This is a genomic window from Cohnella sp. WQ 127256 (genome assembly GCF_024519285.1).
Classification (GTDB): domain Bacteria; phylum Bacillota; class Bacilli; order Paenibacillales; family Paenibacillaceae; genus Cohnella.
In genome coordinates this window covers 19567-36494 of record NZ_JAMZCY010000011.1, presented here as the reverse complement: position 1 = coordinate 36494, position 16928 = coordinate 19567, and the positions used below count along the sequence as shown (strand labels likewise).

The window sequence follows — 16928 nt, the reverse complement described above, 5'->3', positions numbered from 1 at the left end:
CTAAAGAATGGTGCCTGTTTTCACTTGCTAGTCCACCGTATACTATCGTTGAATTCCAGCGATAGTCTATGGGAGGTAAGAGAATGACTAAGAGAATTTTGTCGATGATTTGTATACTTGCTATTACAGCAAGTACGGTCGCCATTCAACCTACAGTTACACATGCGGCTACACCGACATCGGTTAGCGGAGCCACGAGTAGTATATTTGGACCCAATGTGTATGTGTTTGACCCATCCATGAATAATGCCGACATTCAGACAGATGTCAATTCAGTATTCACAGAGCAGGAATCAAATGAATTTGGTAATAACCGGTATGCGCTTTTGTTCAAACCGGGTAACTACAACAACGTCAGTGTTCGTGTGGGCTTTTACGAGCAAGTAGCTGGATTAGGAAAGAATCCGGACGATGTCTTCGTGAATGCGCTCAATGCAGATGCGAAATGGGATAATGGTAATGCGACTAGGAATTTCTGGCGTTCAGTCGAGAATCTATCCTTTGGCAAGCCGACTGAAGATGCTTTCTATGCCGTATCTCAAGCGGCTCCTATGCGTCGCGCCCATATTAAATCGAAGGCACTTCTCCTATTTGACTTTGATCAGTATTGGAATGCTGGGTGGGCAAGCGGAGGCTACATCGCCGATTCGAAAGTTGAAGCTAATATTGTGCCTGGATCGCAGCAACAATTTTTCTCCCGCAATAATGATTATCCCAAATGGGATGGTACCTTGTGGAACACGGTATTAGTGGGTGATAAGAATCCTCCAGCTAACTCGTTTCCATCACCCACCTTCACAGTTATCGAGAAAGCACCTGCAATCAAGGAAAAACCTTATCTCTATGTGGATGAATTAGGTGCTTATAAGGTATTTGTTCCTTCGTTACAGATAGATAGGAAAGGGGTAAGCTGGCCGGAAACGCCTGGTGCCTCGAGAGATGTTGCTACTGAATTTTACATTGCGAAGCCGGGTGTAACTGCAGCAACTATTAATGAAAAACTGAATGAGGGTAAGAGCTTGATCTTCACTCCAGGCATCTACCACATGGAAGATACGATTAATATCACTAAACCAAACACGGTTGTCCTCGGTCTCGGACTTGCTACGATTGAAGAAGATACAGGGAAAGTGGCAATGAAGGTGGCAGATGTAGAAGGGGTAAGCATTGCTGGATTAATGTTTGAAGCTTCATTGATTAAATCCGTCTCTTTGTTGGAGGTTGGAACGGGGAAAAATGAGGTTGATCATTCAGCTAACCCTATCGTTCTATCCGATCTATTTTTCAGAGTTGGAGGGACGGACGCTGGAACGACAGATGTATGTCTGATCATCAACAGCAATAACGTGATCGGCGACCATTTCTGGATATGGCGTGCGGATCATGGAGATGGATCAGGCTGGGATAGCAACATTAGTAAAAACGGACTTGTCGTTAATGGAGATGATGTCACCCTGTACGGCTTGTTTAACGAGCATCATGAGGAGTATCAAACCTTATGGAACGGGAATGGCGGAAGAGTGTATTTCTATCAGTCCGAGATTCCATACGATCCTCCGACCCAGGATAGATATATGAGCCATAATGGAACGGTAAACGGATATGCGGCCTATAAGGTAGCAGATCACGTAACGACCCATGAAGCTTGGGGATTAGGCATCTATTCTAATTTTACTGCCGGACCGGTTAAGCTGGAGAGCGCGGTTGAAGTGCCTAAAGTGGAAGGTGTTAAGCTTCACTCTATCACTACAGTTTTTCTGAATGGGATAGCTGGAAGTGGGATTACGCATATCGTGAACGACTCTGGGGAAAGTGTTTATTCGCTCTCTCCAATGACTCGGACGATGACGCATTATGCCAGTGGAGACACTCAGGCACCGAGCATTCCGCAAGATTTAACTGCGGTGGCAGTATCGGGTAGTCAAATTAATTTGTCTTGGAGTGCATCAACGGACAACGTTGGTGTGGAGGGCTACGATATTTATCGTAACGGTAAGAAGGTTGCTTCTACGGGCTTCAATACTTATAGCGACGCAGGTCTCAATGCGGAGAAAAGCTATACTTATTTCATTACTGCGAAGGATTCTGCAGGCAATCAATCTGCAAATAGTGAGACCGTAAGTGCAACGACGCTGAAGCTATGGACGGCGCTTAGCAACTTCGGCTGGACAGCGGTTGCTTCACACAATAGCGGCGTTAATAATGGAAATGCAGCGAATATGATTGACGGCAACTCAACCACACAATGGTCATCTGATTCGCTTATGGTGCCGGGCATGAATTTTGTTGTGGATTTGAAGGCTGCGCAGAGCATTGGAAGAATTGTAATTCATTCGCCCGGAAATGATTATGCTCGTGGTTATGAGATCTATGTGTCGGATGACGGTACCACCTGGGGAGCTCCAGTAGCTAGTGGGACGGGGAGCGGAACAGAAATCATTGCAGATTTGGGGATGGTAACTGGCCAATTCATCAAAGTGCAACTGACAGAATCATCTAGCAGCTGGTGGAAGGTTAGCGAATTCAGTTTGTTTACGGACACGGAAAAGCTGTTGAACCGGAATGGTTGGACGGCGACTACTGACCCAGTAAACGACAATCCTGCAAACTTGTTTGATGGAAGTCTATCTACTCGTTGGTCTGCAGGTAAATCGATGGTACCGGGTCAATCGATCACGATTGATATGAAGAGCGAGCAAATCTTTAACAAGATTCTAATTGATTCAACAGGCAGTAATAACGACTATTCAAGGAGCTTTGAAATCTACGTCTCGGATGATGGGCTCAATTGGGGTGACGCTATCGTCAATAGGGCCGCCACTGGCCCGGTTATTCTCTCAGACGTAGCGGAACAATCAGCTCGTTACATCAAAATCGTGCAAACGGGTACGAATAGTGGCTGGTGGTCTGTACATGAAATCTATGTGTACAGAGATGGTACCCAGCCTGTAGCCGTGAATAGCATCTCTGTCACCGGGGCGGACGGTGCTAGTACAATTACGAGCAAAGGCGACACATTGCAAATGAATGCATTGGTGTTACCGGCGTACGCGGATGATCCTTCGGTAACCTGGGCGGTTTACAACACGGATGATACTGTGACTGATAAGGCATTCATTACTCAAACCGGTATGCTTGCCTCACTCGATAATGGAACAGTGAAAGTCGTAGCCATGGCGGAGGACGGCTCTCTCGTGACCGGAAGTGCTATGATCGAGATTAGCGGTCAAGAGGATCTCGTGACAAGCATTACGGTTACTGGAGACGAAGGTGCGAGCGTGATTACAAGCAAAGGCGGCACGCTGCAAATGAATGCAGTGGTGCTACCGGAATATGCAGATGATCCTTCGGTAACTTGGTCGGTTCTCAATACAGATGATACTGTGACGGATAAGGCGTCCATAACACAAGCAGGTCTACTAACCTCAGTTAATAACGGAACGGTGAAGGTCGTAGCTACAGCTTCAGACGGCTCTGGCGTGAAGGGAAGTGCTATGATCACGATTAGCGGTCAAGAAGATATTATTCCTGATCCTATACTAGTGACTGGCATCTCTGTTACCGGAGCGAATGGCGCGAATGTGATTACAAGCAAGGGTGGTACGCTACAAATGTCAGCGGCAGTACTACCTGAGAATGCCAGTAATAAAGAGATAACATGGTCAGTTTATAATGTAGAGGGAACTATGACGGACTTGGCAACGATCAAAATTAATGGACTGTTAACTGCTGCGAAGAATGGAAGCGTCAAGGTTGTCGCGACAGCCAATGACGGTTCTGGTATTACGAGTGAAGCGACAATTACCATCAGTGGACAGGTAAGTAGTGGCTGTACTTCGGGCTGTGGTGGGGGTGGAGGCTATTCACCACCGACACCAAATAAGTCGATCGATGCAAATCAACAATCAGTTACAGCCGCTGAACTGAATAAGATTCAAGGCGGCACAGCAGTAGTGGCCTTAGACAAAGGGAAGACGGAAGCGGTCATTCCGGTTGATCTTGCACAAAAAGTGAGCAGTTCTGTGCAAGTGACATCCGCGGGCATATCGATCCTTATCCCATCGAAGGTTCTTCAGGAATTGGCAGGTAAAGTGCAAGGAAATGCAGGGGATTCGAAAATTGTTGTAAGGATCGTAGCGGGTACGAACGGAGTAACGGGGCTGGACGGCTCGAACCTTAAGCTAAGTGGTCAGAGCTACAATCTTGATTTGGTACTTGTAGATAAGGACGGTAAGGAGACGAAATTAAGCACATTCTCTGAACCTGTTCTAGTCGTGTTACCTTACGACGGCACCCGTACGGATAAAGATCTGATCGGCATCTACGTCTATGATGAAGCATCGAAAGCTTGGCAGTATGTTGGGGGTAAGGTCAATCCCGATAAACAAACGATTACTACCCATGTACCACACTTCAGTAAATACGCAGTGCTGGAACTCAACAAGGCATTTGCGGATGTACCTGCCACGCATTGGGTGAACCACACACTGAAGGTGCTGGCTGCAAAGCATATCGTCTCGGGAGTATCAGCAACGGAGTTTAATCCGAACGGAAAAACGACACGTGTGGAATTTGTATCGATGCTGGTGAAGGCACTTGGATTGAAGGCGACTAAAACGAGCACACAATTTACAGATGTAAATGCATCCGCTTGGTATGCGCTGGATATTACTGCTGCTTTCGAAGCTGGGCTGATTACGGGGATGTCGGATACCCTATTCGAACCGAATGAACAGATCACCCGAGAGCAAATGGCTATCCTACTTGTTCGAGCTTATGAATACGTCAATGGAGTGAAGTCTCCAACGGGGGATAACCTGGCTGATCTGAACGATCAGGAGCAAGTATCGACTTGGGCAAAAGCCGGAGTGAACTCAGCAATCGATCTTGGATTGATGAAAGGACAGTCGGCCACCGTATTTGCACCACAGTCTGATGCGATCAGAGCGGAAACTGCGCAAGCGATCTATAACTTACTCACAAGTCTGAAGTGAATTGATTTGGGAGAGGCACTATAACAGAAGTTCTAATCAGAGGTGGTCATGAGAACTCAACTCCCTCCGATAACACATAATTCAATAACACAGAAATCCTTAGTTAATAAGGGTTTCTGTGTTTTTTAATGATTTCTTGTGCTCTTTTTGCTTCCTACTGCTTGTTCATATGCGTCATATAATACGCCTTGCGGAATTCCGTAGGCGTTATTTTTTCGCACTTTTTAAATAAGCGCATAAAGTACTTCTCATCCGCGATGCCTACCGCATAGGCAATTTCTTTAACACTTAGCCGAGTTTGCACGAGCATATCCTTCGCTTTAGCTAGCTTTAAGGCATGGATGTACTCCTGCAAATTCATCCCTGTCTTTTTCCTGAAAAACCTCGATAAATAATCTTTGTTGTAGCTGAACTTATCTGCAAGTGCCGATACACTAATCGGTTCAGTAGCATGGATGCGTACCCACTCCAGGATGTTCACCAAGTTGTTGTCAGATGGCGTCTGCTCTAATGTCGTGCGAAGACCGGCTATCGTTTGTTGCGATAGCTCTAGCAGAAGTGAAGTGGTCATATATCCTGCAGCTAATCGGCTAGAATAATCGGAATTCGCGATATGAAGCAGCTGATGGAACAAAATACTTAATCGTTCAATTCCAGATGGCGTGGAGAATAAGGGGATATAGATAACCGTGTTAATGCGGTGTGATTCTGGATTGGAATTCAGCATGTACATTTCTTCACGGATTTCTTGATCGTCAGCAATAAGGTAAGGATCCTGACAAAGAAAGTGGAGCCAATAAAACGAGCTGTTCTTGCTGCTTGCGGCATATCCCTGATGAGTGCGGTTTGGGAGGAGGAGAAGAACATCACCCGGACCAACCTCGAATTTCTCATCCTCCTGCTGCATGTACAACGTTCCCTTCACACCGATAATCAGCTCGAAGCTATCGATCGTTCTATGGGAATGCGTCCAGGGTACATCTGTTACGAATTGTCCTGCGGATAGAAATTCAAGGGGCAAGGTTACGTTTGTTTTCAACAATTGCATGCGAGATCTCTCCCAACCTCTATTATCCATCGCTATCGTCTACTGTAATCTCAAAAGTCAGTTTAGTCCACCTAATGTTGTATTTGGACTACCGACAACGCCAATGAACCGATGATATTATAAGAGACAATCTAAGAGATGACTTGAGGAGGAAGGGACAATGATCAAGCATATGAATGCGGTTCCAATTAATAATGTAACGATAGAGGATTCCTTCTGGGCTAAGCGACAACAGCTCGTCCGCGAAACGGTCATTCCCTACCAATGGGAAGCATTAAACGATACGATCCCTGGCGCAGAGCCGAGCCACACCATAGAGAATTTCCGGATCGCTTCCGGTGAACTGAAAGCGGATTATTACGGGATGGTATTTCAAGATAGCGACTTGGCGAAATGGCTAGAGGCCGTTGGCTACGCTTTGTCCGGTAAGCGTGACGAGAAGCTTGAAGCAATTGCGGACGGCGTGATCGATTTGCTGGAGCGTGCGCAGCAATCCGATGGCTATTTGAACACCTATTTCACAGTAGCAAAGCCTGGGAAAAAGTGGACAAATCTGCGCGACGACCATGAGCTCTATTGTGCAGGACATCTGATTGAAGCGGCTGTCGCCTATTATGAGGCGACTGGCAAACGGAAAATGGTCGACATCATGAGTCGTTACGCCGACCATATGGTTGACGTATTTGGCAAGGAGCCCGGGCAGATCCGCGGTTATGATGGGCATCCGGAAATTGAGCTTGCGCTCGTCAGGCTGTACCGTGTCACTGGCAATACCCTTTACTTGGAGCTGAGTCGTTTTTTTGTGGAGGAACGTGGTCAAGAGCCGTACTTCTTTGATATTGAAGAATCCCAACGGACAGAACATCGAGTAGCGAGAAGGAAGGCCGACTATTTCCAAGCGCATTTGCCAGTGCGAGAGCAGAAGACAGCTGAAGGTCATGCTGTTCGTGCGTTGTATTTGTTCAGTGGTGCGGTTGATCTCGCTGTGGAATATAACGATCGCGAGCTGCTGGAGGTTTGCAAAGAGCTATGGAGAAATGTGACTCGCAAGAGAATGTACATTACCGGTGGTGTCGGTTCCAACGAAAACTGGGAATCGTTCACGATAGATTACGATTTGCCGAATGACAGGGCTTATACGGAAACGTGTGCTTCGATCAGCCTTATGTTCTTGGCAAGTCGTTTGCTACAAATCGAAGCGGATCGAGAATACGCGGATGTAATGGAGCGTGTGCTGTATAACGGAATATTGAGCGGCATATCGTTGGATGGCAAAGGCTACTTTTACGTCAACCCGCTTGAGGTTTGGCCAGCCGCCTGCGACATTCGTGATGATTTGCGCTCAGTAGCTAGAACGAGACAAGCGTGGTTCGGCTGCGCGTGCTGTCCTCCGAACATTGCCCGCTTAATTGCATCTCTCGGGCAATACATTTATTCCTATAACGAGAATGACCGAGAATGGTTCGTTCATTTGTACATCGGGGGTCAAGCTCATCAAACAATCGATGGTCATCAAGTGCAATTGACCCAGCAATCCAATTACCCATGGGATGGCAATATTTCATTTACGGTTGCTATGGAACAAGAACAATCGGCCGAATTTACGCTAGCTCTTCGTTTACCGGGATGGTGCAAGGAGGCATCTCTGAAGGTCAACGGCGAAGCTGTTGAATTAACTTCAATCACTTCCAAAGGCTACGCAAAGTTAAAACGCGTATGGGCGAGTGGCGACCGGATCGAGCTCGTATTGCCGATGACGGTGGAGAAGGTGCGGTCTAATCCGAAGGTGCGTGAGAATATCGGTAAGCTGGCCTTGCAGCGGGGCCCGATCGTCTTTTGCTTGGAAGAAACGGATAACGGCGATAACCTACGTGATATTCGCGTATCCGGTTCTGGTGAATTCGTGGTGCACCATGAAGATGGGCTACTTGATGGAATCGTTTTTCTGAGGGGTAACGCATGGCGCACGGATAAAGCTTCATACGATGAAGATAGCTTATACTCAACCGTTCCTTATTCGAGCACTCCGGTTCAAGTAAAGGCAATCCCATACTATGCTTGGGCGAACCGGGAGCCTGGTGAAATGCTAGTCTGGTTGCATGAGGATCGCGGTTAAACCATGAATTGACAATTCAACATAGTTGAATTAAAATAAAACATGTTTACTAAAAGGAAACATATAACAGTAAAGTCAGTAGAGTTCAGGCGAGTTCAACTTAAGAGAGGAAGGCTGATTTCGATGGAAACTTTACGTCTTAACCGCGTGCGGGAGCAACTTCATGAGTGTGGATTGGATGCATTATTTATTACTAGTGCTTTTAACCGTAGGTATTTAACAGGGTTCACAGGAACGTCTGGATATGTCCTTATTACGAAGGAAAAAGCATTGCTATTCACCGATTTTCGCTACACCAGTCAAGCTGCCGAGCAAGCAAAGGCGTATGAAATTGTTCTACATGCGATTAAGCCTACGGAATCGATCTTCGAAGCGATACAATCCCTTGGCGTGAAGAAGCTTGGCTTCGAGAAGAACTATGTCACATTTGCAGCGCATGCGGCTTACCAAGAACAGTTTCCCGGTATCGAGCTCGTCCCAACTGAGAATATAGTTGAAGCACTGCGCGGAATTAAGGATGAGAAGGAATTAGGCTTTATCCGCAAAGCGGTCGAAATAACGGAATTAGCATTCGAGCACATTCTAGGCATCATGAAGCCGGGTATTTCCGAGCGAGATGTTTCAGCAGAGCTTGAATATATAATGCGTAAAAATGGAGCACCTAGCTCAGCTTATGCAACGATCGTAGCATCGGGTGAACGCTCGGCATTGCCTCACGGACTAGCAAGTGACAAGCTGCTAGCGGTTAATGAATTCGTAACGCTTGACTTTGGTGCGAGCTACGAAGGGTATTGCTCCGATTTAACCCGCACGGTGTTCATCGGTACGCCGACGGATAAGCATAAGGAGCTTTACAGAATCGTACTGGAAGCCAATCGTACAACACTATCTGGGTTGAAGCCAGGGATGACAGGCAAAGCGGGAGATTCTCTTGCTAGAGATATTATCGCGGGCTATGGCTATGGGGAAAATTTCGGACATGGTCTGGGACATGCGTTTGGGCTTGAAATTCATGAGGCTATGAGGTTCTCGCAGCAAAGCAATGATATTCTACAACCGGGCATGGTGATCACAGTTGAGCCAGGCATATATATTCCAGGCTTCGGAGGCGTGCGGATCGAAGATGACATCGTCGTAACCGAGACAGGCATCGAAGTACTAACGAAGTCGAACAAAGAACTTATCGTTCTGTAATGGGAAAGAAGTGGGTTAAACGATGAAGTCTGATACGGCTGAGGTTGTCATTATTGGCGGAGGCATTATCGGTATGGCTATCGCCTATTACACGGCAAAGCTTGGGATGGACGTTGTTGTTGTAGAGCGGGGTGAGGTCGCTGGAGGAACATCGTCGAAATGCGATGGCAACATCCTGGCAATTGATAAGGATCCCGGCTTCGATAGTCAAATGTCTTTGAAATCACAAGATCTAATCGCCGAAATGGTGCATGAGCTGGACGAGGAATTCGAGTACCGTGCACCGGGTAGCATCCTTGTTTGCGAGAGCGACGAAGAGATGATTGCGGCGGAGCGGTGGGTTAACCGTCAGAAGGAAGCAGGTCTTCCCTTCCGTATGCTTGATCGCCAAGAGCTTCGCGATGAATGGCCTTACATGGCTGATGATTTGCTTGGTGGCTTGGAATGCGCCACAGATTCTACAGTAAATCCTGTATTGCTTACTTATTCCCTTGCAGCTACGGCGCGCCGGTTGGGTGCGCGTATTCTGACGAATACTCCGGTCACGGCAATCTTGCTGGATGAGCAACGGAAAATACGGGGCGTGGAAACCTCGAACGGCACGATTAAGACGAACATCGTCATTAATGCAGCGGGCGTATGGTCTAAGGTAATCGGGCAAATGGTTGGCATAGACATTCCGATCGAGCCGCGCAAAGGACATATTCTCGTTGCATCGCGGACGAACAATATCGGGAAGCGGAAAGTGATGGAATTCGGATATTTAATTAGTAAGTTCGGAGGCCAAAGAAAAGTAGATCCAGAGTTTGAGAAATACGGTATTGCGCTCGTCTTTGAACCAACGGCTTCACAAAACTTTCTTATCGGGTCTAGTCGCCAATTCGTCGGCATGGATGCACGCGTCGATCAGCACGTTATCCGGTTGATCGCTGAACGTGCGATTCGCTTCTTCCCAGTCATTGAGCACATTCCAATGCTACGCTCGTATGCCGGCTTGCGGCCTTGGACACCAGATCATTTGCCAATTGTTTCGCAGATTGACGAAATTCCTGGGCTGTATGTCGCCGCGGGTCATGAAGGTGATGGGATTAGTCTTGCTGCCGTCACGGGCAAAGTGATCAGTGAAATGCTGAGCGGTGCGTCAACGTGTATCCCAATTGAGCCTTTACGATATGATCGTTTCCACAGCGGGCACACCCATCAGGAGGTGGTCATTTGAAGCTTTCCAAAATGGTGACGACGATTGATACTCATACGGGCGGCAATCCGACTCGAACAGTAACAAGCGGCGCACCGACTTTATTCGGAAATACAATGACGGAGAAAATGGTATACATGTCGGAGCAACACGACGATTTCCGACGGGCTTTAATGTTTGAGCCTCGCGGGCATGAGGTGATGTCTGGTTGTATCCTTACAGATCCCTGCGATCCGACAGCCGATATCGGCGTCGTCTTTATTGAAACAGGCGGTTACTTGCCGATGTGTGGACACGATACGATTGGCGTTTGCACGGCACTCATCGAAGGAGGAATCTATCCTGTAGACAAAAACGTGCTACGTCTTGATACTCCTGCCGGTCTCGTGGAAGCGAAGCTAGATATTGAGAACGGTAAAGTGAAGCAGGTTACATTTACGAACATTCCTTCGTTTTTGTACCGGAGGGACGTTACGGTTCAAGTTGAGGGTTTAGGTGAGGTAACGCTCGACATTGCTTATGGGGGCAATTTCTACGGCTTGATTGACGCTCGAGCATTGAATTTACCTTTGATGCCGAATAGAGCTTCAGATATTATCCGACTCGCCATTCAAATTCGTGATGCTGTTAATGCTCAAGTCGAAGTGGTACATCCGGAAATTCCAGTCATCCGCGGCTTGACGCACATCGAATTCTACAGTGATCCAGTTTCTCCGTTGGCACACTGTCGGAACACAGTTGTTGTACCCCCTGGCGGTATTGACCGTTCTCCTTGCGGCACTGGCACATCGGCTAAGGTTGCTACTTTATATGCCAAAGGGGAGCTGGCGATGAACGAGGAGTTCGTCCATGAAAGCATTGTGGGTTCGATGTTCTATGCAAAAGTTTTGGAGGAATCCCAGGTAGGCGGCTTGCCAGCCGTTGTCGCGCAGATATCCGGTTCCGCTTGGGTAACCGGGTTCCATCAGTTCGTCTTTCGTGAAAAGGACGCACTGAACGACGGATTTTTCCTACTATGACACGGGTGAAGTTACCTTAGCCTTGGGAGGCACGCAACGATGGAAATCAACAAATGGTTAGCGGCAATAGATACCCATTCCGGCGGCGAGCCGCTCCGAATCGTTACCGGTGGTATACCGCAGATGGTAGGTGCTACACAGCAAGCCAAAGCGGTCTATTTTCACCGAAACTTCGATTCGGTTCGTCGACTTCTGATGGCTGAGCCCCGCGGGCATCATGGCATGACCGGTGCTATTGTGTCGTCTCCTACGAGTGAGGATGCCCATTTCGGTTTATTGTTCATGAACAATGAGGGGTTTCCCGCGATAAGTGGTCACGGTGTCATCGCTGCTGTCACCGCTTGGATCGAGACAGGGCAGCTACAGCTGGATGAAGCGATCCAAACTGAAGGCATTCGGATCGATTGTCCAGCAGGTCGAATTACGGCATATGCCGATTGCGATGGCTCGGTAGTAAAGTCCGTATCGTTCGATAACGTACCAAGCTTCGTGCATGACCTGGACGTTCCGATATCGCTGAATGGTGTTGAGTTTACGGTAGATGTTGCTTTCAGCGGAGAATTTTATGCCCTCGTTGATGCGCAGGCACTAGGTGGGATCAAGCTTACGGAAAGCGCTCTGCCGGACTTGCAAGCATGGGGCGGGGCGATCAAACGGGCAATCGACTCACAGCTCAATTTGGTTCACCCCGACATAGCTGATATCACTGGAGTACATGGTGTTGTCATTAGCGATGGGGACAATGTGATGCAGCCAGACTCAGATTATCGTAACATAACTGTTTTCGCTGGTGAGCAATTTGATCGGTCACCTGGTGGAGCGGGAGCATGCGCGCATATGGCGGTGTTGATGAGGCGAGGTAAGCTAAATATCGGCGAAGAGGTCGTATATGAAGGAATCGCGGGCTCGCAAACGACAGGCGCAGCGATGGTGGAATTGACGTATGGCGGCTATAAGGCCATTATTCCTCGGTTAACCGGGAACGCCTTTATTTTGGGACTGATGAATTTTGTGGTTGACCCTAGTGATCCGTTGTCTGATGGATTTTTATTACGTTAGCATTCAAGATTCACACAAATAAATGACACTAAAATTTGAGAGGGGCAATTTTCAATGGCACGTTTTGAAGGCGTTTATGTCGCAATCGTTACACCTTTTACAGATTCTTATGAGGTAGATTACAAACGTTTGACTGAGCTTTGCGAATTTTTGATCTCGAATGGCGTGAACGGTCTCGTTCCGACAGGCTCCCTTGGAGAATACGCGACAATGTCCAACGAAGAGCGCGCGAAAGTCGTAGAAACAGTAATTGCAGCAGCAGCTGGTCGTGTGCCAGTTGTTGTCGGCTCCGCGGCACCTTCTACACAACAAGCGGTTGCTTGGGTTCGCCATGCGAAAGAAGCAGGTGCAGCAGGTGTTATGGCGCTTCCGCCGATCAACTACAAACCATTGGAACACGAAGTTATCGCCCATTATGAAGCATTGAATACGGTTGGACTTCCGATCGTCGCATACAACAATCCACATGACTACAAAATTGACTTAACGCCGGATTTTCTTGCTAAGCTGTCGAAGTTCGAAAACATCGTGGCTGTTAAAGAATTTTCAGGCGACATCCGCCGCGTTCATGATATTTTAGCGAAAACGAATCTTGAAGTGATGATCGGCGTTGACGATCTCGCATTGGAAGGACCGCTATTCGGCGCAACTGGTTGGATTTCTGGCGTTCCAAACGCATTGCCGAAGGAAGGCGTTGAGCTGTTTAACTTGGCACGACAAGGCAAAGTGAAGGAAGCTTCTGAGCTTTACCGTCATCTGCTACCGTTGTTCCACTTCGATGCAAGCCCGCAGCTTGTCCAATCGATTAAATATATGATGGAACTTGCCGATTTCCCAGTAGGCCCGACTCGTCCACCAAGATTGCCGTTGCCTGAAGCCGATTATCAAGCGATCAAGAAGGCTTACGATTTCGCCGTTAGCTACAAATAAGACGAACTGAATTCGACGGCAGTAAACGGGGAGGTACGTAATATGGTGAACAGTCAAAACTGGATCGGTGGACAATGGAGCACTCCGAATGCCGGTGAAATTGTAATCAAAAATCCTTCGAAAGTGAAGGAGGACGTTGGCGTACTACATTTGTCCGACGCTTCTCACGTTATTCAAGCAGAGCAGGCGGCGCGCAAGGCGTACGCCTCCTGGTCTCACTTGACTGGAGCGGCAAGAGCGGAGTATTTGTACAAAATGGCTGCGGCTTTGGAAGCGCGCTTAGTTGAGGTTGCTACGTTAGCAAGCTTAGAAATGGGTAAGCCGATTACGGAGATGCGCGGCGAGGTCATGCGTGGAGTAAACTTGCTTCGTTATTATGCAGCCGAAGGCGTTCGCTCGAACGGCGTCGTCATTCCTTCCAGTGAAGTTAATGTCCTGCAATATACGAAGAGGGTGCCACTAGGCGTTGTCGGTATCATTACACCGTGGAATTTCCCGGTTGCCATACCGATTTGGAAAATTGCGCCTGCACTTATTTGTGGCAATACGATTATCTGGAAACCCGCGGAGTTTGCTTCACTTACCGCGAGTCGCCTGGTTGAAATATTCGCATCTGTGGAATTGCCCGCTGGCGTACTGAACCTTGTGATCGGTAAAGGCAGTAAAATCGGTGACGTATTACTAGAGCAAATTCCGCTAAACGCCGTCAGCTTTACCGGATCTACGTCAACAGGAACGCGCGTTGCAGAAATCTGCGCTCGCCGTAATATTAAATACCAAACCGAGATGGGCGGTAAAAATGCGGCAATCGTATTGAATGATGCCAATCTGGAAAAAACGATTCCGATGATCATGAGTGGCGCATTCCGCTCTGCGGGTCAAAAATGTACGGCGACGAGCCGGGTTATTGTTGAAGATGGCATTTATGAGGCGTTCGTCGAGGCGTTGCAAAAAGCCGTTTCGGCGATCAAGCTTGCACCTGCACTTGATCCTACAGCTTATCTAGGGCCGGTTGCGTCGGCCAGTCAGTATAAAACCGTTATGTCTTATGTGACGTTGGCACGCGAGCAAGCACAAATTATCGCGGAAGGACCATCTCCTGCAGAAGCAATGGAAGGTCATTACATTAGTCCGCTTATTACAGCAGGCGTTGATGTAGATCATCCGCTTATTCAGGAAGAGATTTTCGGACCGGTCGTTACGTTGTTGAAAGCCAGTGATTTTGACGAAACAATCGCTTTGTGCAATCGAACAATATTCGGGCTGAGTGCTTCCCTCTTTACGCAAAACCTCGTTTATGCGCATCGTTTCCTTGACGAAGCGCAAGCCGGTATGGTTCGCGTCAATCAGGAAACAGCCGGTGTTGAATATCAAGCGCCGTTCGGCGGTATGAAGCTATCTAGCTCACATACGCGTGAGCAAGGCCAAGCGGCTTTGGATTTTTATACCGAAATCAAAACTTGCGCTGTAAGCTACGCCTAAGAAGGATCAGCTATGAAACCATCCTCCTTGATCATATGCCGCTGCGAAGAAGTGACGATCGAACAATTGGAACAGGCTTATCAGACGGGAAGCTGCACTTCGCGTCAATTAAAAATGAAAACGCGGGCATCGATGGGCGCCTGTCAAGGTCGTGTGTGCAGACAGCTGGTCGATGCTTGGGTTCACGACAAAGATCCGGATTCGCCACACGATGCGGAATTATTATCGTACCGTCCGCCCATTCGGCCAATTACATTCGGCCAGCTAGCAAAGGGTGAATTATAAATGGAACGGATACAGGAGCATCCGATATTAGGAATGAAATCGAATCGGGACACCGTTTCCTTCACGTTTAATGGGAAGCCGCTGACCGGCTATCGTGGGGAGCCGATTGCTGCCGCGTTACTGGCAGCAGGTATACGGACTTTGCGAAAGCACGAGGAGTCGGGCAACCCTCGCGGGCTGTATTGCGCGATTGGCCACTGCATGGAATGCCGGCTTAGCGTACAAGGCAAAGGCATCGTCCGTTCCTGCCTGACACCACTTGAAGATGGGATGACCGTACTCGAGGGGCAGCAATTGGCTAATGAAATTACCGGGAGGAAGCTGCCATGAAGCCGAAGCTACAGCAGACGGATTTAATTATTGTAGGTGCTGGCCCGGCAGGCTTATCGGCGGCAACAGCTGCTGCGGATAATGGCTTGAGTGTGACCGTCATCGACGAATTTCCGGAGCCTGGCGGCCGTATGCTCGGACAGTTTCACGAGGAGCAAGGGCATTGGTGGGTCGGTAAGCGGATTGCCGATGAGCTGATCGAGAAAAACAGAGCGCAAGGTGTGTCCATCCGCTGCGGTGTATCGGTGTATGGCATGCTGAAGGTCGACCAACTGTGGGAGGTGTCCACCTCGCACGGGACATGGACAGCGCCTCGCGTGCTGCTTGCAACTGGCGCGGCGGAAATCCCCATGCCAACGTGTGGTTGGACGCTACCCGGAGTTATGTCTATCGGCGCGGCACAGGTGATGACGAATGTCCACTATGTTAAACCAGGTAAACGTGGGCTCATTATCGGTGTGAACGTATTGGCTATGGCTATCGCTCGCGAGCTGTCTGTCAGCGGCGTTATGCTTGCTGGCATTGTACTTCCACCTGGCGGTCCGTTAGCAGGAAAAGCTGCTTTACCGCGTAATAATTTGCAGGTGCTAATGGGATTGTCGCACCTTGCACCATCACCAATCCTTCGCTTTGGTGGCAAAATCGCATATGCACTTGGAATGGCGGGCATCGTGTCTAGCTTGTTTCCACGTCGCGGCATCAAGCTGTGGGATATTCCATTGAAGCTACGCACAGCGGCAGTGTCGATCAATGGCACGGATCGTGTGGAATCCGTAACCTTAGCGGATGTGAACGCGAAAGGGGAAATCATTGCTGGAAGCGAAAGGGAAGAAGCTGTTGATTTCGTTGCGCTAGCAGGCGGGTTGTATCCTTTGGCCGAGCTAGCCTCTGTTGCTGGCTGTCCTTTTATTTATACGCCTGAGCTCGGCGGTCATTTGCCGCTTCATAGCGAGCGGATGCAGACGCCTGTCGAAGGGCTTTATGTAGCTGGCAACATTACGGGTGTGGAAAGCGCACTTGTGGCGATGGCACAAGGTCAGCTTGCAGCAGCCTCGATATGTAGCGATGCAGGCGTTCTTGGTGAGGATGGCGATCGCAAAGTGGTGGAAGCGATAGGGGAAGTACAACGTGTTCGTGCTTCGGCATTGATCCAATTCCACCCAGGTATTCCTGAGGCACGACGCAAAATATATCGAATGTGGCAGCAAACCTATGAAGCTGGGGTGTGACCATATCCAGCGAGCAACCGAAGCGAGCTTACCAACATTCGAGG

The 16928-nt window shown here is 48.5% G+C and carries 12 protein-coding genes; 11 read left to right on the top strand and 1 reads right to left on the bottom strand.

Annotated elements, in window-relative coordinates; translation table 11 throughout:
* The first annotated feature begins 83 nt into the window (after window positions 1-83).
* Entirely contained in the window at window positions 84-4994 is a 4911-nt protein-coding gene (locus M1K58_RS26305; RefSeq protein WP_256761870.1) for a discoidin domain-containing protein, read from the top strand.
* A gap of 154 nt (window positions 4995-5148) precedes the next feature.
* Here M1K58_RS26305 and M1K58_RS26300 read toward each other — a convergent pair whose 3' ends face one another.
* Window positions 5149-6042, bottom strand: coding sequence for an AraC family transcriptional regulator (locus M1K58_RS26300; RefSeq protein ID WP_256761869.1), 894 nt, complete (start codon window positions 6040-6042; stop codon window positions 5149-5151).
* Between the two features lie 160 nt (window positions 6043-6202).
* Here M1K58_RS26300 and M1K58_RS26295 point away from each other — a divergent pair, with 160 nt between their 5' ends.
* The 10 genes from M1K58_RS26295 (at window position 6203) to M1K58_RS26250 (ending at window position 16884) form a co-directional block, all read left to right on the top strand.
* Complete coding sequence (locus M1K58_RS26295) at window positions 6203-8158, top strand: glycoside hydrolase family 127 protein (RefSeq protein WP_256761868.1); 1956 nt, start codon at window positions 6203-6205, stop codon at window positions 8156-8158.
* 123 nt (window positions 8159-8281) lie between these two features.
* Window positions 8282-9352, top strand: a complete 1071-nt coding sequence (locus M1K58_RS26290; protein WP_256761867.1) for a M24 family metallopeptidase — start codon at window positions 8282-8284, stop codon at window positions 9350-9352.
* A 22-nt stretch (window positions 9353-9374) separates the two neighbouring features.
* The gene (locus M1K58_RS26285) at window positions 9375-10571 is read left to right on the top strand and encodes an NAD(P)/FAD-dependent oxidoreductase (RefSeq protein ID WP_256761866.1); all 1197 of its coding nucleotides are present in this window, start codon (window positions 9375-9377) and stop codon (window positions 10569-10571) included.
* Window positions 10568-11569, top strand: coding sequence for a proline racemase family protein (locus tag M1K58_RS26280; protein WP_256761865.1), 1002 nt, complete (start codon window positions 10568-10570; stop codon window positions 11567-11569). Before M1K58_RS26285 ends, M1K58_RS26280 begins: the two co-directional genes overlap by 4 nt.
* Window positions 11570-11608: 39 nt before the next feature.
* Window positions 11609-12628, top strand: a complete 1020-nt coding sequence (locus M1K58_RS26275) for a proline racemase family protein (protein ID WP_256761864.1) — start codon at window positions 11609-11611, stop codon at window positions 12626-12628.
* A gap of 54 nt (window positions 12629-12682) precedes the next feature.
* Entirely contained in the window at window positions 12683-13558 is an 876-nt protein-coding gene (locus M1K58_RS26270) for a dihydrodipicolinate synthase family protein (protein WP_256761863.1), read from the top strand.
* 45 nt (window positions 13559-13603) lie between these two features.
* The gene (locus M1K58_RS26265) at window positions 13604-15040 is read left to right on the top strand and encodes an aldehyde dehydrogenase family protein (RefSeq protein WP_256762072.1); all 1437 of its coding nucleotides are present in this window, start codon (window positions 13604-13606) and stop codon (window positions 15038-15040) included.
* 12 nt (window positions 15041-15052) lie between these two features.
* Window positions 15053-15325 carry a (2Fe-2S)-binding protein gene (locus tag M1K58_RS26260; protein WP_256761862.1) on the top strand — a complete coding sequence of 91 codons (273 nt, stop codon included), beginning with the start codon at window positions 15053-15055 and terminating at the stop codon, window positions 15323-15325.
* Window positions 15326-15655: a (2Fe-2S)-binding protein gene (locus tag M1K58_RS26255; RefSeq protein WP_256761861.1), complete on the top strand. Its 330-nt coding sequence runs from the start codon at window positions 15326-15328 to the stop codon at window positions 15653-15655. It abuts the gene before it with no gap.
* Complete coding sequence (locus tag M1K58_RS26250) at window positions 15652-16884, top strand: NAD(P)/FAD-dependent oxidoreductase (protein ID WP_256761860.1); 1233 nt, start codon at window positions 15652-15654, stop codon at window positions 16882-16884. The genes M1K58_RS26255 and M1K58_RS26250 overlap by 4 nt, the downstream gene beginning before the upstream one ends.
* The last annotated feature ends 44 nt before the right edge of the window (window positions 16885-16928 follow it).

What these genes read in the sequence shown, in the direction of transcription:
- M1K58_RS26255 (WP_256761861.1), top strand. Translation starts at nt 15,326, where the DNA reads ATGGAACGGATACAGGAGCATCCGATATTAGGAATGAAATCGAATCGG.
- M1K58_RS26295 (WP_256761868.1), top strand. Translation starts at nt 6,203, where the DNA reads ATGATCAAGCATATGAATGCGGTTCCAATTAATAATGTAACGATAGAG.
- M1K58_RS26305 (WP_256761870.1), top strand. Translation starts at nt 84, where the DNA reads ATGACTAAGAGAATTTTGTCGATGATTTGTATACTTGCTATTACAGCA.
- M1K58_RS26260 (WP_256761862.1), top strand. Translation starts at nt 15,053, where the DNA reads ATGAAACCATCCTCCTTGATCATATGCCGCTGCGAAGAAGTGACGATC.
- M1K58_RS26275 (WP_256761864.1), top strand. Translation starts at nt 11,609, where the DNA reads ATGGAAATCAACAAATGGTTAGCGGCAATAGATACCCATTCCGGCGGC.
- M1K58_RS26300 (WP_256761869.1), bottom strand. Translation starts at nt 6,042, where the DNA reads ATGCAATTGTTGAAAACAAACGTAACCTTGCCCCTTGAATTTCTATCC.
- M1K58_RS26270 (WP_256761863.1), top strand. Translation starts at nt 12,683, where the DNA reads ATGGCACGTTTTGAAGGCGTTTATGTCGCAATCGTTACACCTTTTACA.
- M1K58_RS26285 (WP_256761866.1), top strand. Translation starts at nt 9,375, where the DNA reads ATGAAGTCTGATACGGCTGAGGTTGTCATTATTGGCGGAGGCATTATC.
- M1K58_RS26290 (WP_256761867.1), top strand. Translation starts at nt 8,282, where the DNA reads ATGGAAACTTTACGTCTTAACCGCGTGCGGGAGCAACTTCATGAGTGT.
- M1K58_RS26250 (WP_256761860.1), top strand. Translation starts at nt 15,652, where the DNA reads ATGAAGCCGAAGCTACAGCAGACGGATTTAATTATTGTAGGTGCTGGC.